Source organism: Sinorhizobium medicae (assembly GCF_007827695.1).
Taxonomy (GTDB): domain Bacteria; phylum Pseudomonadota; class Alphaproteobacteria; order Rhizobiales; family Rhizobiaceae; genus Sinorhizobium; species Sinorhizobium medicae.
On sequence record NZ_VITA01000002.1, the window covers coordinates 44,012 to 65,668 of the forward strand.

The 21,657-nt window shown below is 62.6% G+C and carries 19 protein-coding genes; 13 read left to right on the forward strand and 6 right to left on the reverse strand.

The annotated features are described in order from the left end of the window. Window positions 1-90 precede the first annotated feature (90 nt). A complete protein-coding gene (locus FB009_RS03495) occupies window positions 91-711 on the forward strand; it encodes a hypothetical protein (protein ID WP_011974617.1) in 621 nt (206 codons plus the stop codon). A 72-nt stretch (window positions 712-783) separates the two neighbouring features. Then, window positions 784-1,263, forward strand: coding sequence for a GNAT family N-acetyltransferase (locus tag FB009_RS03500; RefSeq protein ID WP_011974618.1), 480 nt, complete (start codon window positions 784-786; stop codon window positions 1,261-1,263). A gap of 496 nt (window positions 1,264-1,759) precedes the next feature. Here FB009_RS03500 and FB009_RS03510 read toward each other — a convergent pair whose 3' ends face one another. Beyond that, window positions 1,760-2,209 carry a nucleoside deaminase gene (locus tag FB009_RS03510; protein ID WP_011974619.1) on the reverse strand — a complete coding sequence of 150 codons (450 nt, stop codon included), beginning with the start codon at window positions 2,207-2,209 and terminating at the stop codon, window positions 1,760-1,762. A gap of 73 nt (window positions 2,210-2,282) precedes the next feature. Between FB009_RS03510 and FB009_RS03515 the strand changes: the two genes are divergently transcribed. The 3 genes from FB009_RS03515 to FB009_RS03525 all read left to right on the forward strand — a co-directional run bounded on the left by FB009_RS03515 (window position 2,283) and on the right by FB009_RS03525 (window position 5,554). After that, the gene (locus tag FB009_RS03515; RefSeq protein WP_011974620.1) at window positions 2,283-4,013 is read left to right on the forward strand and encodes a pseudouridine synthase; all 1,731 of its coding nucleotides are present in this window, start codon (window positions 2,283-2,285) and stop codon (window positions 4,011-4,013) included. A gap of 6 nt (window positions 4,014-4,019) precedes the next feature. Further along, on the forward strand, window positions 4,020-4,580 hold the full coding sequence (rsmD, locus tag FB009_RS03520; RefSeq protein WP_011974621.1) for a 16S rRNA (guanine(966)-N(2))-methyltransferase RsmD: 561 nt from the start codon (window positions 4,020-4,022) through the stop codon (window positions 4,578-4,580). Window positions 4,581-4,669: 89 nt separating this feature from the next. Then, window positions 4,670-5,554: a patatin-like phospholipase family protein gene (locus FB009_RS03525; RefSeq protein WP_011974622.1), complete on the forward strand. Its 885-nt coding sequence runs from the start codon at window positions 4,670-4,672 to the stop codon at window positions 5,552-5,554. Window positions 5,555-5,763: 209 nt separating this feature from the next. On the opposite strand, the gene FB009_RS03530 is transcribed toward FB009_RS03525, so the two are convergent. Both FB009_RS03530 and FB009_RS03535 read right to left on the reverse strand, forming a co-directional pair. Beyond that, complete coding sequence (locus tag FB009_RS03530; RefSeq protein ID WP_145161448.1) at window positions 5,764-6,441, reverse strand: outer membrane protein; 678 nt, start codon at window positions 6,439-6,441, stop codon at window positions 5,764-5,766. Between the two features lie 593 nt (window positions 6,442-7,034). Further along, window positions 7,035-8,867, reverse strand: coding sequence for a monovalent cation:proton antiporter-2 (CPA2) family protein (locus FB009_RS03535; RefSeq protein ID WP_024312313.1), 1,833 nt, complete (start codon window positions 8,865-8,867; stop codon window positions 7,035-7,037). Window positions 8,868-9,020: 153 nt separating this feature from the next. Here FB009_RS03535 and FB009_RS03540 point away from each other — a divergent pair, with 153 nt between their 5' ends. From FB009_RS03540 to lpxK, 6 genes are all read left to right on the forward strand, one after another. After that, window positions 9,021-10,367, forward strand: coding sequence for a TldD/PmbA family protein (locus FB009_RS03540; RefSeq protein WP_011974625.1), 1,347 nt, complete (start codon window positions 9,021-9,023; stop codon window positions 10,365-10,367). Window positions 10,368-10,523: 156 nt separating this feature from the next. Then, on the forward strand, window positions 10,524-11,342 hold the full coding sequence (locus tag FB009_RS03545) for a 3'(2'),5'-bisphosphate nucleotidase CysQ (protein ID WP_011974626.1): 819 nt from the start codon (window positions 10,524-10,526) through the stop codon (window positions 11,340-11,342). A gap of 60 nt (window positions 11,343-11,402) precedes the next feature. After that, the gene (locus FB009_RS03550; protein WP_011974627.1) at window positions 11,403-11,639 is read left to right on the forward strand and encodes a DUF4170 domain-containing protein; all 237 of its coding nucleotides are present in this window, start codon (window positions 11,403-11,405) and stop codon (window positions 11,637-11,639) included. Between the two features lie 37 nt (window positions 11,640-11,676). After that, window positions 11,677-12,996, forward strand: coding sequence for a lipid IV(A) 3-deoxy-D-manno-octulosonic acid transferase (gene waaA / locus FB009_RS03555; protein WP_011974628.1), 1,320 nt, complete (start codon window positions 11,677-11,679; stop codon window positions 12,994-12,996). 15 nt (window positions 12,997-13,011) lie between these two features. Beyond that, window positions 13,012-13,722, forward strand: coding sequence for an HAD family hydrolase (locus tag FB009_RS03560; RefSeq protein WP_018208854.1), 711 nt, complete (start codon window positions 13,012-13,014; stop codon window positions 13,720-13,722). A 140-nt stretch (window positions 13,723-13,862) separates the two neighbouring features. Further along, a complete protein-coding gene (lpxK, locus tag FB009_RS03565) occupies window positions 13,863-14,903 on the forward strand; it encodes a tetraacyldisaccharide 4'-kinase (RefSeq protein WP_011974630.1) in 1,041 nt (346 codons plus the stop codon). A gap of 103 nt (window positions 14,904-15,006) precedes the next feature. Here lpxK and FB009_RS03570 read toward each other — a convergent pair whose 3' ends face one another. After that, window positions 15,007-15,240: a DUF2093 domain-containing protein gene (locus tag FB009_RS03570; RefSeq protein ID WP_011974631.1), complete on the reverse strand. Its 234-nt coding sequence runs from the start codon at window positions 15,238-15,240 to the stop codon at window positions 15,007-15,009. 90 nt (window positions 15,241-15,330) lie between these two features. Then, on the reverse strand, window positions 15,331-17,148 hold the full coding sequence (gene mutL / locus FB009_RS03575; protein ID WP_011974632.1) for a DNA mismatch repair endonuclease MutL: 1,818 nt from the start codon (window positions 17,146-17,148) through the stop codon (window positions 15,331-15,333). A 437-nt stretch (window positions 17,149-17,585) separates the two neighbouring features. On the opposite strand from mutL, the gene FB009_RS03580 reads away from it, so the two are divergent. Both FB009_RS03580 and FB009_RS03585 read left to right on the forward strand, forming a co-directional pair. Further along, window positions 17,586-19,325, forward strand: a complete 1,740-nt coding sequence (locus FB009_RS03580) for a response regulator (RefSeq protein WP_011974633.1) — start codon at window positions 17,586-17,588, stop codon at window positions 19,323-19,325. Continuing rightward, window positions 19,322-20,671: a putative bifunctional diguanylate cyclase/phosphodiesterase gene (locus FB009_RS03585; RefSeq protein ID WP_011974634.1), complete on the forward strand. Its 1,350-nt coding sequence runs from the start codon at window positions 19,322-19,324 to the stop codon at window positions 20,669-20,671. The genes FB009_RS03580 and FB009_RS03585 overlap by 4 nt, the downstream gene beginning before the upstream one ends. Here the strand turns inward: FB009_RS03585 and FB009_RS03590 are convergent. Then, entirely contained in the window at window positions 20,644-21,618 is a 975-nt protein-coding gene (locus FB009_RS03590; protein ID WP_024312314.1) for a LysR substrate-binding domain-containing protein, read from the reverse strand. The genes FB009_RS03585 and FB009_RS03590 overlap by 28 nt on opposite strands. Window positions 21,619-21,657 lie beyond the last annotated feature (39 nt).

Consider the following 21,657-nt stretch of genomic DNA (forward strand, 5'->3'; position numbering starts at 1 on the left):
GTAAAACCTGCCCGAAATTTGGCGGAATTTTCCGCCATGGGGCGCTGAGTGGCCGCGGCATGCGAGACGCGGCCGGCTGGAAGGAATCTCATGGGAATGACGCGAGAGTTGCGAGTGGCCGCCGGCATTGCCGCCATCCTGGCGGGAGGGCTGGTGCTTTCCGGCTGCATTGGCGGCCCGACCTACGGCACGGACAAGACGGCTGGCGAGCATTTGCTCGACGACCTCGGCAGCGCCGTCAGCCTCGCTCCGCCGAAACGGGATCCGGTCAAGTATCAGCCGCGCCCCGGCCTGGTACTGCCCCCCGAACAGCAGCAGACGGCTCTCGTACAGCCGCAGCAGTCGCTTGCGAGCCGCGAGGCAAATCCGGCCTGGGTCGAGTCTCCCGAGGAAACGCGCGCGCGTCTGCGTGAAGAGGCGGACGCCAACAAGAACGATCCCAACTATGTCTCGCCGCTGGCAAAAGCGAATGCCAACGGCCGCCGCCTTTCGGCCAAGGAGCAGCAGGAAGCCTATCGTCAGGCACGCAAGATTGAGCAGGGCGCCTATTCGGATAAGCGCCGCTTCCTGAGCGATCCGCCGCTCGAATATCGCCGCTTGCCGGAAGGAGCCGAAGCCGATCTCGGTGAGCCCGAGAAGGACAAGGCGCGCCGCCGCAAGAAGGAGGCGCAGATCAAGAATTCCGGATCCAAGTGGTACTGGCCGTTTTAAGACGTAATCAGAACACTGGGCCGCGGTTTTCCGCTCCCATCCGCTTTAACATATTGGACTCGATCCTAAGCCATGGCCATCAGCATTCGCGATGCCGTTCCTGATGACGCTGCGACGATCCTCCGGTTCATCACGGAGCTCGCGACATATGAAAAGGCGCCGCACGAGGTTGAGGCGACCGTTGAGCGCGTGCACGAGACGCTCTTCGGAGCCGATGCGGTTGCGCGCGCAGTGATCTGCGAGGCCGACGGCACGCCCGCGGGCTTTGCCATCTGGTTCTTCAGCTATTCCACCTGGCAGGCGCGCAAGGGACTTTATCTCGAGGACCTTTACGTCTCTCCGGAATTTCGTGGCTCGGGCGCTGGGAAGGCGCTGCTGAAGTATCTGGCACGGACAGCCGTTGCCGAAGGCTGCGGTCGCTTCGAGTGGAGCGTGCTTGACTGGAACGAGCCCGCCATTCGCGTCTACGAGGCCGTCGGGGCGGAGCCTATGTCGGAATGGACGCGTTACCGGCTTGCCGGCAAAGGGCTGGAGACGTTTGCTGCGGATTAGGGCCTGTTGAGATTCATCTTGAGTTTATCACGGCTGCTGTGCGATGGATGATGGCGTTGGAGCTCTGGTTTGTCGGCGCGTATGGCGATGCGCTAGAATTCCCTTGAGTGCCGGCTGCGCGGCCTACAGCGCCGTGCGTCTTATCAGACGCACAAAGGTCGCTGTAGCACTTCGATCTGCTGCATGTTTTGTCCTTCAATCGAATCCGATTAAAGGAAACATGCAGTAGGAAACGGATCGCAGGGCCGCGGTCGTTCTTCTTCCCTCATTTCTGTGCTCGTCACAGAAAACCAGCAGCGCCGCGTCTGCGCGGGAAGTTCTTTTAGCCCAAGGACTTGGTCTGGCTGGATGCCTGTGACGAGCACAGGAATGAGGAAATCAAGCAAGTCGCGGCGGGCACCCCGAATCTCAACAGCCCATAGGGCGGGATGAGGAAAAGTGTATGCGGTTTTCCGCCCGCATCCCGCGTCGCAACGTGATCGAGAGCGGAATTGCTTTAACGCCGGGCGGCAAAGAATGCGCGCAGAATATCCGCAGCCTCCCGCTCAGCAAGTCCGGAATAGACATCCGGAACATGATGGCAGGTGGGAGAAGAATAGAACCTGACCCCGTTGTCGACCGCGCCGCCCTTCGGATCCTCTGCTCCGTAATAGAGGCGACGAATGCGAGCAAAGGAGATCGCGGCGGCGCACATGGTGCATGGCTCGAGAGTGACGTAGAGATCGGCTCCCGAGAGCCGCTCGCCGCCAATGGCCGTCGCCGCCATGCGGATCGCCTCGATCTCCGCATGCGCCGTGATGTCGTTGAGTTCGCGGGTGCGGTTGCCCGCCGCGGCGACCACTTCGCCTTCATGCACGATGACGGCGCCGATCGGCACTTCGCCGCGTGCCGCGGCCTTTCGGGCCTCCTGAAGGGCCGCCTGCATGAAGGGCGCCGTATCCGTCATCTTCGTTCGACAATTTCCTCTTAACCCACGGCCTACGACCTGATAGGACAGCCGCAAAAGGCAGGCAACACAAATGACATCCAAAGACAAGCCCACGAGGCCCGGCGGCAAGGCCAAGGGTCGCGACACGAAACCTCATTCCGGCGGCGAGAAGGCTGCAGTGCGGGCAGCCGGTAGCGCGCCGGCCGCGTCGGCTGCGGGTGCGGAACAGCCACAGCGCATCTCGAAGATACTCTCGCGCGCAGGCGTTGCATCGCGCCGCGACGTCGAGCGGATGATCATGGAAGGGCGCGTCAGTCTCAATGGCCTCGTGCTCGACACACCGGTGGTCAACGCGACGCTCGCCGACAGGATCGAAGTGGACGGCCATCCGATCCGCGGCATCGAACGGACGCGGCTTTGGCTCTATCACAAGCCGGGCGGGCTCGTGACGACCAATGCCGATCCGGAAGGCCGGCCGACGGTCTTCGAAAACCTGCCCGAGGATCTGCCGCGCGTTCTGTCGATCGGCCGGCTGGACATCAACACCGAAGGCCTGCTGCTCCTGACGAATGACGGCGGGCTTGCCCGCGTGCTTGAGCTGCCGTCGACAGGCTGGCTGCGCCGCTACCGCGTGCGCGCACACGGGGAAATCGATCAGGCGGCGCTCGACCGCCTGAAAGAGGGTATCGCGGTCGAAGGTGTCCTTTACGGGGCGATCGAGGCTACTCTGGATCGGGTACAGGGCTCGAACGTCTGGATCACTATGGGCCTGCGCGAAGGCAAGAATCGTGAGATCAAGAACGTCCTTGGCGCACTTGGCCTCGACGTAAACCGACTGATCCGCATCTCCTATGGTCCGTTCCAGCTCGGCGAGTTGCCGATTGGTCAGGTTCAGGAGATTCGCGGCCGAACGCTGCGCGAACAGCTGGGCCCCCGGCTGATCGCCGACGCCAAAGCGAATTTCGACGCGCCGATCTATAACGACCAGTCGACTGCTGCCGAGCCTGAAGCAGAGCCTGTCGCCGATCACGGCAAGGCGGAATGGGGCAGCAAGCGCGAGAAGGCCGGAGACAAGCGCGAGCGTGCTCTTGCCCGCCTCGACACCCGCCGCGACGATGGCCGACCGAACGACCGAGGCCGCAGTCGTGGAAAGGCGGAGGAACGTCCTGCTCGCCCGCCTCTGAGACGCAACCGCTCTTCCAACGTCTGGATGGCGCCGGGTGCGCGTCCGACGGTCGAGAAAAAGCCGAAGGCTGCGGAAGACGAGCTTTCTCCGAAATCCACGCGGCGCGCGCCGGCGGACGTTAAACGCCGCGACCGTGCTAAGGACCCCGCCACGGCGAAGGCAGCCGGCTTTGATGAGGAGCGTAAGGGCAAGGCGGGTAAATCCGCCGGCCGCAAGGACGCCGCCGGTGGCTTCGAAAGGCGTCGCCCGCTCGAAGGCGCAGAGCGGAAATCACGCGACCATGGCGATCGTCCGCCGCGCCGTCCGGAGGGGGAGCGGGCTGCACGCGACCCGGCCGATGACCGCGCGTCTTCCGGCGGCCGCAAGGAGACCGCTCGGCCACCGCGCGGCGACGGCAAGAAGCGCTTTGCCGACGACCGGCCACGGGCGAACGCTGGCGGCAAGCCGGCGGCGGCAAACCCCTCCGCCAATCGCTCGTCCGAATCGCGCGCCGGAAAACCCGCAGGCACCAAACCCTCCGGCGGCAGGCGGCCCGGTGGAGGCAAGCCCGGTAATCGCCCGGGTGGCGGCAAACCCGGTAATCGCCCTGGTGGCGGCAAATCCTCGGGCAAGGGACCGCAGGGCAGGGGGAAGTAGCCGGCCGTGCGCATCGTCGGGGGAGAATTCCGCGGCCGCACGCTGGCCACACCGAAGTCGAACGACATCCGCCCGACCACGGACCGGACGCGCGAGAGCCTGTTCAACATTCTCGGTCACGCCTATCCCGAGGTCCTTGACGGGACGCGCGTCCTCGACCTCTTCGCCGGCACGGGCGCCGTGGGCTTCGAGGCGCTGTCGCGCGGTTGCCGTCAGGTTCTTTTCGTCGAACAGGGGGTGGAGGGACGTGGACTGCTGCGTGTCAACATCGAGGCGCTTGGCCTTCAGGGGCGGGCAAAGATTTTCCGTCGCGACGCGACCGACCTCGGCCCCGTCGGGACGATGGAGCCATTTCATCTGGTGTTTGCAGATCCGCCCTATGGCAAAGGCCTTGGCGAGCGCGCTCTGATCGCGGCCGCCCGCGGCGGTTGGCTCGTTGCCGGCGCCCTTGCGATCCTGGAGGAACGCGCGGATGTCCGGCCGCAGTTTTCCGAGAGTTTCGAATCGGTCGATGAACGCGCCTTCGGCGACACGCTCATGCATTTTCTTCGCTTTCGCGGCGCCTGAGATCGGCGCAAAGTCCGCCGGAGCTGCTCAGATTCCGCGTGATCTCGGCCTGCCTATTGTGCAGGATGGCCGGTGACGGAGGGATGCTGATGGACCAGAAGCTATCCACGACTCGCAAGGTTGCGGCGAACAAGGGGGAGCCGACCATCGCGCTTGCGCTGGGAGGCGGCGGTGCCCGTGGGCTTGCCCATATTCACGTCATCGACGCGCTTGACGAGATGGGCCTTCGGCCGGCGGTGGTCGCCGGTTCGTCGATCGGCGCGCTCATGGGAGCCGGCGTGGCGGCCGGCATGAGCGGGAAGGAAATTCGCGAGCATGTGCTTTCGACCGTCGGTCGCCGCGGGGAGGTGCTCAACCGGCTGTGGCGATTAAGGCCGGCAAGTCTTGCTGAAGCCATGGCGAGCGGCTTCCGCTTCGGCCAGTTCAACATAGAGCGCGTGCTGAAGGCCTTTCTGCCTGACGCAGTGCCCGTCCGCTTCTCCGATCTGGCCCTCCCCTTGAAAATCATCGTCACGGACTATTACGGGCAGACGGAAAGCGTCTGCGAGAGCGGCGATCTTTACAAGGCGCTTGCCGCCTCCTGCGCCCTACCTGCGGTTTTCATGCCGGTGAAGATCGATGGCCGCGTGATGATCGACGGCGGGATCTACAATCCAATTCCCTTCGATCACTTGCGGGGACTGGCCGACATCGTCATCGCCGTCGATGTCGTCGGCGGGCCCGATGGGGATGGCGAGACGATCCCCAGCCGCATCGACAGCCTGTTCGGCGCGACCCAGTTGATGATGCAGTCGATCATCACCATGAAGATGCAGGCCGGCGCTCCGGACATTCTCCTCAGGCCCGATGTGGGGCGGTTCCGCGTGCTCGATTTCCTGCGGGCGCAGGAGTTGCTTACCGCCACCAGCCGTACCAAGGATGAAACGAAGCGCGCGTTGGCAGAACGCATAGAACAGTGGAAGAAGGGAATGTAGACAGACGATGAGCCCTATGGGGCGCCCGCACCAGTAATCAGGGGGAGGCGCTTGCGACGGCCAGGCCAATCGTAGCAGGCTCATTCATGGACCGCCGAAGATGGCCGGCGATTACGAAGGAAATCCGTCCTCGCCGACTGCTGATGGATGCTTGAACCAGGCGTTAGCCACCTGGAGAGGGCGTCTGCTGCTTCGCTTATATTGGATGCTCAGAAGCGGTAGTTTACGCCAATCTTGCCCGTATCGAAGCGGAAGTCGGCATCGACAGGATTGCCGCCATCGACTGTATAGGTTCGCTCGCCGAAATCATGGTGCATATACTCGGCCTTGATCGACCAGTTCGGCGAGAAGCCGTATTCGACGCCAGCGCCGGCGACCCAGCCGGTGTCGTTGCGTATGGTGCTACCGCTTGTACCGGCTCCGTCATCCGTTTTTATCTCGAAGCGGCCTATTCCCAATCCGCCAGTCGCGTAGACAAGCAGGTTATCGAAGCTGTAGCCTGCGCGGGCGCGGACGGTGGACAGCCATTTCGTATCGCTCGTGCATGAGTAAGCCGGATTAGGGCAGGGCGTGTCTCCATCGATGCTGGAACCCAGAAAGTCCGCTTCTGCACCGATGACGAAGCCGTCGATCTGCCAGTTATAGCCCGCCTGAACGCCGCCGAGAAATCCCTTACCGTCGTGATGGGCCGTCTCGCCGAAAGGCTGATACGTCCAATCCACATCCGCACGGCCGCCGCCTACGTTACCGCCGAGATAAAAGCCGTTCCAGTCGAACGCTGCCGGCGCGGATATGGCCGGCGGCGACTCGACCGGCGCAAGATCGGCGGCCACGATAGGTGAAAGTGCTCCAGCAAGAAATGCCGCACTTAAGAAATATCTTTTCATACTATGGTCCCCTCGTCAAAGGCGCCTCCTTGAGCGTCCTAAATCGTTTATCGCGAAATTTAATATTTTTATCAAGTATGTTTTGTCATAAAGTTAAGATTGATGCGATAAAGCCACAATTAAGGAAGGCTTATGACTATATAAGTTGCTTATACTTATAACTAGTTACCAATAATATACTACCTTAAGAAGTATTATTTATGTAAAACTTTAAGCTGTATGTTCCGTATTTTGAAAGATACAATTACAAGAGGCGCCCTCTTTAAGACGAAGTTATTTACGAGCGCAGTTATTTCGGAATAATATTCAGGCAGGAAGACAGGCGGCGCCGGCATCGAGTTCTGGCACCAGAGCCTTCTGGAGATAGAGCGTTTCCTGTCTGAATTGAAAGATGTCTGGCTCGACGGGTCGGCCGAAGCGCGCGGCCTGTTCGCTCGGTCGGCTTGGCCGGCTTGGGCACGGCGCGCGCTAGCCCATGTTCGTTCCCGCCTCATCGATGAAGACGAGGCGGGCGGAATCAATTCCGGGTGATGTTTCAGTCAACGTGCCCGGTGGCAAGCAACGTTGTGAGCGCAGTCACACACACAGCCGTTTCACTCCGTCTTTTCCAACGTCTCGCTCCCGGCGACGTTGCCCGGCAGGGCATCGGCGGGGTGAGTGACCTCGCGCTTCGGCTTGACCAGCGGTTCCGGCCGTACCGGTCTTGAGTGCAGCATGTCGCGGCCGGCGGTAATGCCCTCTGCTTCCTGGAGCACCAGCCTTGCCTCGTCGCGGCGGCGGATATCGTCCATGATGCCGATGGCTTCGTCGCCGTTCACGCCGAGTGCTTCGAGCGTCTTGCGGCCGAACAGCAAACCCGACTCGAAGGTCTCGCGCAATTCGTAGTCGACCCCGCGTGCGCGCAGCTCCAGTGTGTGCTGGCGGTCGTAGGAGCGCGCAAACACGCGTGCATTCGGGAATTCTGTGTGGACGAGATCGATGATCCTGTCCGTGACCTCCTTCTTCTGCGTGCAGACGGCGACGATCTTTGCTTTTTCGATCCCGGCAGCCCTCAATACGTCGAGGCGCGTGCCGTCGCCGAAATAGATCCGGAATCCGAATGTCGCGGCCTGGCGCACGCGGGCGGCGGAATGGTCGATGATCGTCACCTCGCGTCCGCCGGCCAGCAGGATTTGCGAAGCGATCTGCGCGAAGCGGGAAAAGCCGATCATCAGCACGTCGGCGCCGGCGCCCTCGAAATTCTCTTCGATCTCCTCGGCCGTTTCATCCTGCTGGTGCATCAGACGCCTGGAGAGCATGGCCGCAACCGGGGTCAATGCCATGGAGAGCGTGACGATCGCGACCAGCAGCGAGGCGGTCGCCTGCGAAAAGACCCCGGCCGCAGCGGCAGCGGTAAAGAGGACGAAACCGAATTCGCCGCCCTGCGGCAGAAGCAGGCCGATGCGGACGGCGTCGTTATGCCGTGAGCCTGACGCCCGGCAAAGCCCGTAAAGAACGAGACTTTTTACCAGCATCAGAACGGGAACGGCGATCATGATGTTCAGGAGGTTCTCCGCCACGACGTGGAGCTCGAGGGACAGGCCAACCGCCATGAAGAAAAGCGCCTGCAGGATACCGCGGAAGGGCTCGATATCGGCTTCCAGCTCGTGCCGATAGGACGATTCGGCCAGCAACACGCCGGCGAGAAAGGCACCCATTGCCATCGAAAGCCCGGCGAGCTGCATCATCGTGGCCGCGCCCATCACGACGAGAAGCGCGGCTGCGATCATCACGTCGCGCGCGCCTGTACGCGCGATCACCTGAAAGAGCGGGTTGAGAAGATAACGGCCGGCGGCGAAAAGTGCGGCAACGGCAGCTATTGCGATCGCGAAATCCTGGAGCGGCGTCGTCGTATCCTCCGGCGCTTGCGCCGCCATCAACGGAATGATTGCAAGCAGAGGAACGATCGCAAGGTCCTGGAGCAGGAGAATGGAAAAGGCGCGCTGGCCGTAGCGTGTATTGGTATCGTTGTTCTCTTCCAGGATCTGCATGGCGAAGGCGGTGGAAGAAAGCGCCAGGCCAAAGCCGGCGACAACGCTGGCGGCGCCTTCGAGAAGACCGCTGAGCGCGATCAGGAACGAAAGAGCGAGGCCGGTGACCACGACTTGTGCGGTGCCGAGCCCGAATATATCGCGTCGCATCTGCCAGAGTCGCGACGGTTTTAGCTCAAGGCCGATGATGAACAGCAGGAAGACGACGCCGAGCTCCGAGACATGCAGGATCTCTTCGCCTTCGGTGATCTGCTGGGCGACGGGCCCGATCAGGATGCCGGCGGCGAGATATCCGAGAATGGTGCCGAGCCCGAGACGCTTGAACAGCGGCGCGGCGATCACGGCGCCTCCAAGCAGCATGAGCGCTTGCGAATAGATGATCGTCGTCGTTTCCATGCTCGGTGCTTCCGCTATAACGGCCGGGGACACCCTTAGGAGAGGGGCGCATGTGGCCGAGTATCATTTTGCTGCTGGGACGGGAATCATGATGATGCCCTTGATGCATGCTTCAGTGCACAATAAATGGGACAGGATTGAAAGGTCAAAATCATGTCTGAGACGATCGATTCCGCCGTCCTCGAGCAGCGCGCCGCCGAGCTTGTCGATCAGGCCCGCCGCGCTGGCGCGGATGCAGCAGATGCGGTGGTGGTGCGCGGGCGCTCGCGTTCCGTTTCCGTGCGGCTCGGCAAGGTGGAGGCGACCGAGGCTTCCGAGAGCGACGATTTCTCGCTACGGGTCTTTGTCGGGCGCCGCGTCGCCAGCGTTTCCGCCAATCCCGGTTTCGATCTGAAGCTCCTTGCGGAGCGTGCCGTGGCGATGGCGAAAGCATCGCCGGAGGATCCTTACGCATCTCTCGCCGATCCCGATCGCCTGGCGAAGTCCTATCCGGATCTCGATCTTTTCGACAGCCGCGACGTATCCACCGAGACCCTCACCGAGAGGGCGCTCGCCGCAGAGGAGGCCGCACTCTCGGTCACCGGCGTCACCAATTCGAGCGGGGCCGGTGCATCGGCCGGCATGGGCGGGCTCGTGCTCGTCACGTCGCATGGTTTCTCCGGGTCCTATATGGCCACCCGTTTCGGCTGCTCCGTCAGCGCGATTGCCGGCGAAGGCACCAAGATGGAGCGCGACTATGATTTCGACAGCCGTCTCTATTTCCACGAGCTCCGCACGGCCGAGGATATCGGCCGCGTGGCGGGCGAGCGGGCGGCAGCGCGCATCAATCCCCGCCGCGTCGCGACGCAGAAGAACCTGACCGTCGTTTTCGATCCTCGCATCGCGCGCGGTTTCGTTGGCCATCTTGCAGGAGCCGTCAACGGTGCGTCGGTCGCCCGCAAGACGAGCTTCCTGCGCGATATGATGGGCAAGCAGATCATGAAATCGGGTATTGCCGTAACCGACGATCCGTTGATCGTCCGCGGTGCCTCATCGCGTCCCTTCGACGGGGAGGGGGTCAGCGGCTCGAAACTGTCGATGGTCGAGGACGGTGTGCTGCGCCATTGGTTCCTGTCCACGTCCGCAGCCAGGGAACTTGGCCTCGAAACCAACGGGCGGGGCGTTCGCGGTGGTCCGTCGGTCAGCCCGGCCTCGACCAATCTCGCTCTCGAGCCCGGCTCAATTTCGCGCGAGGATCTGATCGGCGGCGTCGGCACGGGCTTCTATGTCACCGAGCTCATCGGCCAGGGCGTCAACATGGTGACGGGCGAATACAGCCGCGGCGCTTCCGGCTTCTGGATCGAAAACGGCGAAGTCCTCTATCCCGTGTCCGAGGTAACGATCGCCTCCAATCTGAAGCAGATGTTCATGGCCCTGACGCCTGCCGACGACATCGACAGGAAGTTCGGTATTGCCGCGCCGACCCTCGCGATCGAAGGCATGACGCTCGCCGGAACATGAATGTGGGCGGCGCGTTGCATGATGGGGATGAGGGAAGTGTGCGCGGATTTTCCGCCCGTGCCCCGCGTCTAAACTCTTTGGAATCGATCGCGCTCATTTTTTGGGTCGATCCGACCTAAACATCGTGATCTAAAGGCGCCGCTCGTAAGGAGTTGCATGTCAGAAACAGCCCATTCGATCGTGCCCGCCTGGGGCCAGGATCTCGAGCTCATTCTTGCGGCAGCAGTCGCGGCGGGTGACACGGCGCTCGGCTATTTTCGCAAGACGCTGGACGTTCGCTGGAAAAATGAAGGACGCTCTCCCGTCAGCGAGGCCGACCTTGCCGCCAACGACATCCTCAAGAGTCGGCTGCTCTCTGCCCGGCCGGACTATGGCTGGCTTTCGGAGGAGACCGACGACGATGAAAGCCGTCTCCTTCGCGAGACTGTCTTCGTTGTCGATCCGATCGACGGGACCCGGGCCTTCATCGCGGGGAAGGACCTCTGGTGCGTCAGCGTCGCCGTCGTTCATCGCGGACTTCCCGTGGCTGGCGTGCTCTATGCACCGTCCCTCGGCGAGATATTCCAGGCGACCCGCGACGGCGAAGTGCGGAAGAACGGCAAACCGATCGCGGTGCGGGAGACGGCCTCGGGCGCGGTGCTGAAGGTGGCAGCGGCCGAGGATATCATGGGCAAGCTGGCTCTGCCCTATCGCAAGACGATGATGCGCGTATCACATGTACCGTCGCTCGCCTATCGGCTTGCGATGATCGCGGACGGCCGTATCGACGGAACGATCGTCAAGCGGAACTCGCATGATTGGGATCTCGCGGCCGCCGACCTCATTCTTTCGCGCGCCGGCGGCGCGCTTTGCGGTCTCGACAACGAGCCCTTGTTCTACAATCGCCCGACCGTCACCCACGGCGTTCTTGCCGCGGCATCGGGGGCGGCGCTACCGGCCTTGCTGGCCGCTTCCAGGCCTCTTGAGCCCCATTGACCTTTAGGGGCGAATGCCGCAAACCACCCCCATACCAGTAAGAACACAGATGGAAATTCCATGGCTCACGACTCCGAGAAAAAACAACGGCTGCACCTCGTCTTCGGCGGCGAGTTGGCGACGCTCGCCGACGTGCAGTTTCGCGACCTCGAAAATCTGGATATCGTCGGCATCTTCCCGGATTACGAGAGCGCGCACGCCGTCTGGAAAGCCAAGGCCCAGATGACCGTCGACAATGCGCATATGCGCTATTTCATCGTTCACATGCATCGGCTGCTCGATCCGGAAGTCAAATGATGCCGACGGCGCCGGACGCAGCTGAGGACGAGCGTTCATGAGTAGCGTGCGTGCACGGATGGCACTTGCTGGGTACCGCTGGCTTGGAACTGCCATTTATCCCTTCTTCTGGTCCTATCTTGCTCTGCGCGCGGCAAAGGGCAAGGAGGACCCGGCACGCAGGCGGGAGCGCTATGGCTATCCGAGCGCGCCGCGTCCGCAGGGTCCCCTCGTCTGGTTCCACGCCGCCAGCGTAGGAGAGACGAATGCGGTTACTCCGCTGATCAAGGAAATCCGTCGTCGCGGCATAGCCGTGGTGCTGACCACCGGCACGACGACCTCGGCGCGGGTCGCGGCAGAGCGATTGGGCTCGGCCGTCGTGCATCAATACGTACCGCTCGATTTCAAGCCCGCGGTAAGCCGCTTCCTGGAATATTGGCAGCCGGACCTGGCGATCATCGCCGAATCGGAAATCTGGCCGATGACGATCATCGAACTCGGCAGGCGCCACATTCCGCAGGTACTGGTCAATGGCCGTCTTTCGGATCGCACTTTCGCCCGCTGGCGGCGGCGCCCGTCCTTGGCTGATGCTCTCTTTGAAAACCTCGCGCTCGTCATCGCCCAGTCCGATGTGGATGCGGAGCGGTTTCGCACGCTCGGCGCGCTCCCGGTCACCGTTTCCGGCAATCTCAAGGTGGACAATGAGGCTCCGCCCCACGATCCCCGGGATCTGCGCGAATACCGGCAACAGATCGGCGCGCGAAAGACTTGGGCTGCAATCTCGACCTTCGAGGGAGAGGAGAATGCGGCCGGGACGGTCCATCAGGCGCTGAAGGAAAGAACCGGGCTGCTTACGATCATCGTCCCGCGCCACCCGGAGCGTTGCGATGCCATCGAGTCGGCCCTGGTTGCCAAGGGGATGAAGGTCGCGCGCCGCACGCGCGGCGATCCGGTCACGCCTGACATAGACATTCTCCTCGGCGATACGATCGGCGAGATGGGGCTCTTTCTCAGACTGACTGAGGTCGCTTTCGTCGGACGCTCGCTTTTCGCGGAAGGCGGGCAGAACCCGCTGGAACCGGCTATGCTCGGCTGCGCCGTTCTTTCGGGCGGGAACGTTCAGAATTTCCGCGAGACCTACCAGATGCTCGCCAAGAACGGCAGTGCCAAGATCGTGCGCGATACGGAGATGCTGGCCAAGGGGGTGAACTACCTGCTTGCCAACGACGACATGCGTCGTTCGATGATCGACGCCGGTCTTGAAACCGTGCAACAGATGCGCGGCGCGCTCTCGGCGACGATGAAAGGGCTCGAGCCTTATATCAACCCGCTGGTAGTGAAGGCGCGGCTGGAGCCGCGCCCAAAGCCCGAAGCCTGATTTCCGGAAGGGACCATGCCCGTATTGAAGCCGATCGCCGGCATATTGTTCGACAAGGACGGTACCCTTCTCGATTATGTGAAGAGCTGGGTCCCGGTGAACTACGAACTGGCGCGGATCGCTGCCAAGGGCGATGAGGATCTCGCACATGTCCTCCTGCGTGCCGGCGGCATGGACCCGGATTCCGGACATGTCGTTCCCGACAGCCTGCTTGCGGCCGGCAATACGGTGGAGATTGCCACCGGCATGGTCGGCGCCGGCGCGCCATTTACCGTGGAAGAACTGACGTCGTTGTTCGACGGACTCTTTGCACAATCGGCGCACTATGCTGTGCCCGTGACCGACCTGGCGTCCTTTTTTGCCGGGCTGCACGCAAAAGGTTACCGGCTCGGCGTTGCTTCGAGCGACAACGAGCGCTCGATCCGCGAAACGGCGAAACGCTTCGGTTTCGAGAACTACCTGCACTATATCGCGGGTTACGACAGCGGCTACGGAACAAAGCCGGAGCCCGGCATGGTGCTCGGATTTTGTGCCGCAACTGGGCTTGCACCCGATGAGGTGGCCGTTGTCGGAGACAACAATCACGACATGCATATGGGCCGCAGTGCCGGCGTCGGCATGACGGTTGCCGTTTTGACCGGCACCGGATCGCGCCAGTCGCTCGCCGCGGCTTCCGACCATTGCCTGGCCGACATCACCGAGTTGGAGACGGTGCTTACCGTGTGATCGGCTTGCGTTTTTCTCCATTCTGACGTTCTTTGTCGCCGGTATACCGCTAACGGCCGATGCTCGCGGCGGAAGTTCTGGATATTGCTTCTTCTGCCCATGGGGACAGGAGCGGCCCTGCGGATATTTTTGGGTAAAAGATGGTTTCAGAAGCGCCCCCATTCTGGTGGACCAAGGCCGACTGGCGCGCCTATGCTCTTTGGCCCTTCTCCTGGCTCTATGGCCGTATCGCCGGAATGCGGATGGACCGCGCGCGCCGGGCCACCTCGGCCGTGCCGCTGATCTGCATCGGCAACTTCACAGTCGGTGGAGCCGGAAAGACACCGACGGCCATTGCGATTGCGCGGGCCGCCAAGGCAAGGGGCTTGAAGCCGGCTTTCCTGAGCCGCGGCTATGGAGGATCGCTTGATGTCACGACCTTGGTCGACCCCGAACACCATCGCGCCCGCGACGTAGGCGACGAGCCGCTGCTGCTTGCCCGCGAGGCGCTCACGGTGATCTGCCGTCGCAGGGTGGACGGAGCACGGAAGCTTGCCGCGGAAGGTGCGGATATCATCATCATGGACGATGGGTTCCAGAGTGCCCGGCTCGTGTTCGATTTTGCTCTTATCGTGGTCGATTCCGGCCGCGGCATCGGCAATGGCCATCTTGTCCCTTCCGGACCGGTCCGGGCGCCGATCGGCAATCAGCTGCGCCACGCCACGGCCCTTCTGAAGCTCGGCCACGGTTCCGCTGCCGATCCCGTGGTTCGCCGAGCGTCCCGGGCAGGCAAGCCCGTCTATGTGGCTGAAACCGTGCGCATCGACGAGGGATCTCTCGTCGGCGTCAAGGTTCTCGCCTGGGCCGGGATTGCGGATACGGAGAAGTTCTTCAAAACGGTGCGCGAAACCGGCGCGATCATCGAGGAAACCCGAAGCTTTCCGGATCACCATCATTTCTCCGAGGACGAGATTGCCGACCTCATCGATCGTGCAACAAGCCGGGGCTACACGCTCGTGACCACGGCCAAGGACATTGTTCGTCTGGAGCCTGGCCACGGACGGGCAGGGGAACTGGCGGCAAAGAGCCGCGTCATCGAGATCGAGGTGCGCTTCGACGATCCGGCAGCGCCGGGGAAGATCATCGACGCGGCGCTTGCTTCCGCACGCGCACGCCGGCTGCGCGAGCACAAGTCGGGTTAAGTCGAGGCCTTTTTCATGCTGGTGTCGCACCGCGTCCCTTCGCGCCGCCTGCGGCGAGACGGTGCGGACGGGCGGATAAGGGGCCTTTTCGGGCGCGTACGCTCTACGGTCGCTGGTTTGGCAAGTCGCCGGTGCGTCGCTCCGCCTCGAGCGAGGCGGCTGCATCCACGTAGGCTTCCTGGCGCGCGACGCTCCAGTAACGCAGTTCGTCGACCGGAACGGTTTCGCCGGTAATGGCACAGACCACGTGGGACCCGGCGAGGACCACCTGGAAGTCTCCATCGAGATACCGGATCTTCGCCTCCCGCGAGGAGCTTCCTTCGAAACGGTTCATCATGCCTGAAACGGGCCTCGTCTTTTCGTTAACGTCCTGATCTATAGCGACGCTCGGTAAAAAACCAGTGGATTCGGTCGGTTCCGCGGAGCTTCAGCTCCGCCCGAAGAGCCGTTCGATGTCGGCGAGCTTGAGTTCGATATAGGTCGGCCGGCCGTGGTTGCATTGCCCGGAGCCGGGCGTGGCCTCCATCCGACGAAGCAGAGCGTTCATTTCCTCGGTGCGCAAGCGGCGGCCCGAGCGCACGGAACCGTGACAGGCCATGGTGGCGGCCAGATATTCGAGCCGCCCGGCAAGGCCGTCGGCTGTGTCCCATTCCGCAAGCTCGTCGGCAAGCTGCCGCACCAGTCCGGCGGCATCCATCTCGCCGAGCATCGCCGGTGTTTCGCGGACCGCGATCGCTGCGGGGCCGAAGCGTTCGATGGCGAGACCCAGCCGCGTGAATTCGCCGGCATGCGCAACCAGCCTGTCGCAATCCTCCTCCGGCAGGTCGACGATCTCGGGGATCAGCAGCGCCTGCGCCGGTACGGGGCGGGCGTGGAGCGCCGTTCGCATCGTTTCGAAGACGAGACGCTCATGCGCGGCGTGCTGGTCGACGATCACGAGCCCGTCGTCGGTCTGTGCGACGATATAGTTTTCGTGAAGCTGAGCGCGGGCAGCACCAAGCGGGAAGGAGGCCGCCTGTCCATCGGCGGCCTGTATGCTATCGACCGGGACGGCAGCGTTGCGCGCAGACGGCTGTGCGAAATCCGAGAACGCCGCCTGAGGCGTCTCGGCAAAACCGCGGGCCGCCCCGCCAGGGCTGAACGGTCGATAGGGGGAGGTCGCGGCCGTCCAGGGTTCCTGCGGCCGTTGCTGGTCGCCCCTGTGGAATTCAGGGCGGAAGGCGCGCATCAAACCTTGCGCCCCGGTCGTCGCGGCCCGGTCTCCCTCACGCATCAGTGCCTCGCGGATTGCGCCTATGATGAGGCCGCGGATCAGGCCGGGGTCGCGGAAGCGCACATCCGATTTCGCCGGATGAACGTTGACGTCGACAAGGGCCGGATCGATCGTAAGCGACAGCACCGCGACAGGATAGCGCCCCTGCGGTACGGTTTCGGCATAGGCGGCGCGTATGGCGGACATGATCAGCTTGTCCTGCACCGGGCGTCCGTTGACGAAGGCATATTGCTGAAGCGAGTTGCCGCGATTGAAAGTCGGCACGCCGGCGAACCCGGTAAGCCGCGCACCCTCGCGCTCGGCATCGATCTCGATGGCATTGTCGCGAAAGTCCCTGCCGAGCACCTGCGCCATCCGCGCCAGCCGATCGTCTCCGGTTGCCGGGAACTCGAGTGCCGAGCGATCGGAGCCCGAAAGCACGAAGCGCACTTTCGGAAAGGCGATGGCCATGCGCCGGACGACTTCCGAGATCGCGGCCGTCTCGGCCCTTTCAGACTTCATGAACTTCAGCCGTGCAGGTGTCGCGAAGAAGAGCTCGCGCACCTCGACCACGGTACCGACAACGGCCGCCGAGGGGCGGACAGGGTCGCTTCTGCCGCCGGTGATCGTGATCGTTGCCCCTTCTCGCGCCTCTGCCGTCCTCGTGGTGATCGAAAGTCGCGCTACCGAGCCGATCGAGGGCAGCGCCTCGCCGCGAAAACCAAGCGTGCGGATGTCGGCGAGGCTGCCGTCGAGCTTGGAGGTGCAATGGCGGCGGATCGCCAGTTCGAGATCGGCCGGCGACATTCCAAGACCGTTATCGGTGACCCTGAGCAGAGTCTTGCCGCCCCCCGCCGTCGCGATCTCGATCCTCGTCGCGCCGGCGTCAAGCGCATTCTCGATCAGTTCCTTCGCGGCGCTTGCCGGCCGTTCGATGACTTCGCCGGCGGCAATCTGATTGATGAGCGTTTCGGAAAGCTGCTTTATGGCCATGCCCTATTTTCCAGGATTCGCAGAGGGAGGGAAAGGCCCCTCGTTTATTCTTCTTCGAAGTTGTTGGCTCAGCTGAACCGGAATGTGGAAAATAAGCGCGGATTTCCCCTGATGATGCGCCAAGTCTTGGAATTAAATGCAGCTGACGGCCGCCCATGCCAGTGGACCCCTGAAAAGCAGGGTCGCAACTTAATTCGGATTTAATGTTCTGATGCAATTTTCCGCACCAACCTGAATGAACGACAGGTTCTGCCTTTGGAGCACCACGGCGTTGCTGGACGCCGCCCGCATCCTTCCGAAGAGATGCCTCAAAGGCCGACCAGCATGTCCCGAATGAAACCGCTGCTGAGCGAGCTATGAAACCGTTCAGCAGTCAGATTGCTGCAGTACCCGTACGTCCAAGGACGGCTGGCTGTAGCGGTAACGAGGGCAGCGCGATGGGTGATGTGGCGTCGGACGGCGCAGACATCAGCAGGAACATTCTGGAGGCAAGCGGCGAAGCGCTTGGCGCCGCCTTGCTCGTTTTCGACCGGGACGACACCATCATCTTTGCGAGCGCCGCAATAGTGCAATTCTTCCCCGTGCCCGCCGCCATGCTGCTGCCTGGAACGCAGCTGCGAAGCTTCCTTGGCGCGGTCTACGATACGGGCGTGCGTCCCGGAACCTTGCCGGAGTCCAGCCGGCACCGGCCGAATCGCGAGGAGTGGATCGCCGAGCAGATGGCGCTTCACTGGCGGGAGCGTTACGAAAACGTCGAGCGGGCCGGCCGCACACGCTGGCTCTTTCTGCGTCAGCGGCGCCTGTCGAGCGGCATCGGCATTCTCGCCGTCAGCGACGTCTCGGAACAGAAAAAGCGCGACGAACATTTCCGCGCCGATCTCGAGCGGATCACACTGACACAAGAGATACTCCATGCTCAGCCCAATCCCATATGCGTCAAAGACCGCAGCCTCAACTACATCGCCGTAAACAGAGCCTTCTGCGCCATTCACGACCTATCCCCCGACGCCATGCTTGGACGCTCGGCAGCGGACCTCCTGGGACCTGAGGTTGCGGAGCACTTCGATCGCTCGGATCGTCACGTCCTCGAGACAGGCACGTCGCACTCTGAAGCTGAGCACATCGTTCGGGCTGACGGCAGCGACCTTTGGGTGGTGACGCGCAAATACCGCGTCGGATTGCCAGGCCGCCATTTCCTGGTCACCTGCATGAATGACGTCACCGATATCGCCGTCTGGTACGACGGCTCGGAAAAGGGCGGAGATACCGGCCTGCAGATCCGTGACTACAGCATCTTCACGCCAGCTCAGAATTTCTACGATCCCTTCCGTTCGCCCGCCGTGTCGCAACGCGTCGATCCCGAGCCGAACGACGACGTGCCCCCGGCGCTTGGGGCGTTGCGCGTGCTTCTGGCGACCGCCGACGTGGAAATGGAGGAGCGCTTCGTGACGCGGCTGCGTGGCTCCGGGCTCGACGCCTGTGCAGTCCGCAATATCGAGGAGCTCGACGCCTTTGCGGTCGCCGCGGAAGGCCGCGGATTGGAGCTCGACCTTCTATTGCTCGACGTCGCGCTTCCGGGGAGGCACCGCGTTCTGACCTCCTGGCGCGCCTGTACCTGGGTCGAGGTGTCGAGCGATATGGATGCGACGGTGCTGCTTGCGGAGATTTTCGGCGTCTGTGCCAATAGCACGCGTTCTGCGCTTCCGAAATCCGAATGGGGGATGGCGTTCGACAGCGATCCCGTGCCCGCGGCGCAAGTCGCCATGGTGGACGTGCTCGTCGCGGAGGACAACCAGGTCAACCAGTTCGTATTCGCGCAGATTCTGGAGGGCCTCGGCATCAGCCATCGGATCGCGGCAGACGGAAGAGAAGCAGTGGACCTTTGGCATGAGCTCCAGCCCGCCCTCGTTCTGATGGACGTGTCCATGCCTGTCATGAACGGCTTCGAGGCTGCTGTGGCCATACGCGAGGCTGAGAGGCCCGCGGGTCGTCGCACGACCATCGTGGCTGTGACTGCGCAGGCTCTCGATATCGACCTTGAGCACTGCAGGACATCGGGAATGGACGACCACATCATGAAGCCGATCAGCCCGGACATGATCGAGATGCTGCTCCGGAAATACCTGCCGGCAGTCGATACATACGCTTCGGGTTCTGTCCGGAGCGGGTCGCGATGACATTGCGGGAGCTCGGACTCGATCGGCCGAATCGGGAAAAGCCGCGCAGCGCGTCATTCGTCGATCCGTTGACGGGGCTCGGCAACGCAGTCCACCTTGAGCAAACGGTCTTTACCCTCGCGGCGGAACGCGCAAACGATCCTGCCCCTTTTACCATCGCCCTTGCCAATCTGGATGGCTTCAAGCCGATCAACGATCTCTTCGGACCCGAGGCGGGCGACCAGATTCTGCGCCAGGTGGCGCACCGGCTGAAGGTCTGCGTTCCGGAGGGAGCGACGGTGACCCGTACCAAGGATGACGAATTCGCAATCGTTTTGCCGCTTGTCTTTGAGCGAAGGAGTGCGGAGAAGCGCGGCCAGATGCTCAAGGAAGCGCTCTCCTCGCCCTTCGCGCTTGGCGACCGGAACGTCCGCCTGTCGGCCTCTTTCGGCTTTGCTGTCTATCCTTTTGCCGGAGACACATTCGACGACTTGGTGAAGAGCGCCGACACGGCGCTCTACCGCTCGAAACGGCGCGGCCGCGGCCAGATCACTGTCTATTCGCAAGAGATCGCCCAGGAGATGAAGCACGCGACACAGCTCGAGCAGGCGCTGCGGAACGCGATCATCGCCGGCGGGATCGATGTCCATTTCCAGCCGATCGTTGACCTGCGCAGCGATCGGCCCTTGGGCTTCGAGGCCTTGGCGCGGTGGTGCGACGCGGACCTCGGCTATGTCTCGCCCGCGGTATTCGTGCCGTTCGCGGAAGAGCGGGGTTTCATCGACCGACTTGCGGAAACACTTCTGCGCAAGGCGGCCCGGGCGGCCCTGTCCTGGCCCGAAGAACTCTTTCTGTCTTTCAACCTCTCCTCGGTCCAACTGATGGATCCGACGACGAGTGCTCGCCTCCTGGCGATCATAGCCCAGGTGGGCCTCGATCCACGTCGCCTCGAACTCGAAATCACCGAGACGGCCGCGATGGCGGATGCCGAGATCGCCCAGAGAATCATCACCGAATTCCGGGCGGCTGGCGTGCGCGTGTCGCTCGACGATTTCGGAACGGGGCAGTCGAGCCTCGGGCGGCTCAGGGACTTTTCGCTCGACAAGGTGAAGATCGACCGTGCGTTCGTTTCCGGGATTTCGTCCGACCGGGCTTCAGAACATATCGTCAAAGCAATCGTTTCAATGTGCGAGGGGCTGGAACTCGCCGTCGTCGCCGAGGGCATCGAGCACGCATCCGAGGCGTTGAAGCTCAAATCCCTCGGCTGCGGCATGGGACAAGGCTATTTCTTCGGCAAACCCGCCGATGCGGATGCCACCATGCGTTACTTGTCTGAGTTCTATCGGGATATTGCGGGGGTGCGCTGAAGTGCCTCGTGTCCGCTTGCGGCGTCGCTCCCAGAACGATCGCGCAGCCCTTCTTCCAAGAGCCAATCGCGAACGCGGCGCGCCTGGCTGTTGAGGTCCCGTGACCGCGGCCAGACGACGTAGAAAGCCTGGCCGGTTTTCAGCACGTGCTCGCCGACCCGCACCAGCGCGCCGGAGCGTACTTGCCGGGCAGTCAGATGCTCCCAGCCGAGCGCGATACCCTCTCCCGCCAGCACGGCCTGGATCACAAGGACATAATCGTTGATGGCGAGCCGCTTGCCTTGAGCCGGATAGGTGAGACCGGCGCTCGCAAACCATTCGGTCCAGTCACAGGCGCGCCGTACCGGCTCCTCGAGATGAATGAGATTGTGCCTGATAAGGTCCGCGGGCGATCGGGGCAGGCCATGTGTCTCGATATAGACGTGTGTCGCGACGGCCTGGATGACTTCATCGGCAAGCACAGCCGCATGGTAGCGCGGCCACTGATTCGGATCGCCGCCGCGAATACCGAGCGGGATCGGCTCCTCATCCAGGTCGAGATCACGCACGCTGGTCTGGATGCGGAGATCGATCTCCGGCAAGTCTTCGCGCAGGCGTGCAAGCCGCGGCAACATCCACATCGAGGCGAACGCCGTCGAAGCCGCCAGGGTCACATTGGTCTCACGTCCCTTGGCGCGAATGTCCTCGGCCGACTTCCGGATACGCCCCAGGCCAACCGAGACATCCGCGTGAAATCTCTCCCCTGCCTCCGTCAGTTCGACCGCCCGGTGCACCCGGTGGAACAACGGCACGCCCAACTGATCCTCGAGCCCTCGTATGGCGTAGGACACCGCAGCCTGCGTCATGCCGAGCTCCCCGGCGGCGCGTGTGAAGTTCTGGTGCCTGCCGGCTGCCTCGAAGACGATGAGGCTTGCGGCCGAAGGAAGAAGACGTCGCAGGTTTTCCATAAGTACCATTTATATCATGCGTCGAATTTTTCCTGCGTT

What these genes read in the sequence shown, in the direction of transcription:
- FB009_RS03585 (WP_011974634.1), top strand. Translation starts at nt 19,322, where the DNA reads ATGACATTGCGGGAGCTCGGACTCGATCGGCCGAATCGGGAAAAGCCG.
- FB009_RS03530 (WP_145161448.1), bottom strand. Translation starts at nt 6,441, where the DNA reads ATGAAAAGATATTTCTTAAGTGCGGCATTTCTTGCTGGAGCACTTTCA.
- FB009_RS03525 (WP_011974622.1), top strand. Translation starts at nt 4,670, where the DNA reads ATGGACCAGAAGCTATCCACGACTCGCAAGGTTGCGGCGAACAAGGGG.
- FB009_RS03550 (WP_011974627.1), top strand. Translation starts at nt 11,403, where the DNA reads ATGGCTCACGACTCCGAGAAAAAACAACGGCTGCACCTCGTCTTCGGC.
- FB009_RS03515 (WP_011974620.1), top strand. Translation starts at nt 2,283, where the DNA reads ATGACATCCAAAGACAAGCCCACGAGGCCCGGCGGCAAGGCCAAGGGT.
- waaA (WP_011974628.1), top strand. Translation starts at nt 11,677, where the DNA reads ATGAGTAGCGTGCGTGCACGGATGGCACTTGCTGGGTACCGCTGGCTT.
- FB009_RS03535 (WP_024312313.1), bottom strand. Translation starts at nt 8,867, where the DNA reads ATGGAAACGACGACGATCATCTATTCGCAAGCGCTCATGCTGCTTGGA.
- FB009_RS03500 (WP_011974618.1), top strand. Translation starts at nt 784, where the DNA reads ATGGCCATCAGCATTCGCGATGCCGTTCCTGATGACGCTGCGACGATC.
- FB009_RS03545 (WP_011974626.1), top strand. Translation starts at nt 10,524, where the DNA reads ATGTCAGAAACAGCCCATTCGATCGTGCCCGCCTGGGGCCAGGATCTC.
- lpxK (WP_011974630.1), top strand. Translation starts at nt 13,863, where the DNA reads ATGGTTTCAGAAGCGCCCCCATTCTGGTGGACCAAGGCCGACTGGCGC.
- FB009_RS03570 (WP_011974631.1), bottom strand. Translation starts at nt 15,240, where the DNA reads ATGATGAACCGTTTCGAAGGAAGCTCCTCGCGGGAGGCGAAGATCCGG.
- mutL (WP_011974632.1), bottom strand. Translation starts at nt 17,148, where the DNA reads ATGGCCATAAAGCAGCTTTCCGAAACGCTCATCAATCAGATTGCCGCC.
- FB009_RS03560 (WP_018208854.1), top strand. Translation starts at nt 13,012, where the DNA reads ATGCCCGTATTGAAGCCGATCGCCGGCATATTGTTCGACAAGGACGGT.
- FB009_RS03580 (WP_011974633.1), top strand. Translation starts at nt 17,586, where the DNA reads ATGGGTGATGTGGCGTCGGACGGCGCAGACATCAGCAGGAACATTCTG.
- FB009_RS03590 (WP_024312314.1), bottom strand. Translation starts at nt 21,618, where the DNA reads ATGGAAAACCTGCGACGTCTTCTTCCTTCGGCCGCAAGCCTCATCGTC.
- FB009_RS03510 (WP_011974619.1), bottom strand. Translation starts at nt 2,209, where the DNA reads ATGACGGATACGGCGCCCTTCATGCAGGCGGCCCTTCAGGAGGCCCGA.
- FB009_RS03495 (WP_011974617.1), top strand. Translation starts at nt 91, where the DNA reads ATGGGAATGACGCGAGAGTTGCGAGTGGCCGCCGGCATTGCCGCCATC.
- FB009_RS03540 (WP_011974625.1), top strand. Translation starts at nt 9,021, where the DNA reads ATGTCTGAGACGATCGATTCCGCCGTCCTCGAGCAGCGCGCCGCCGAG.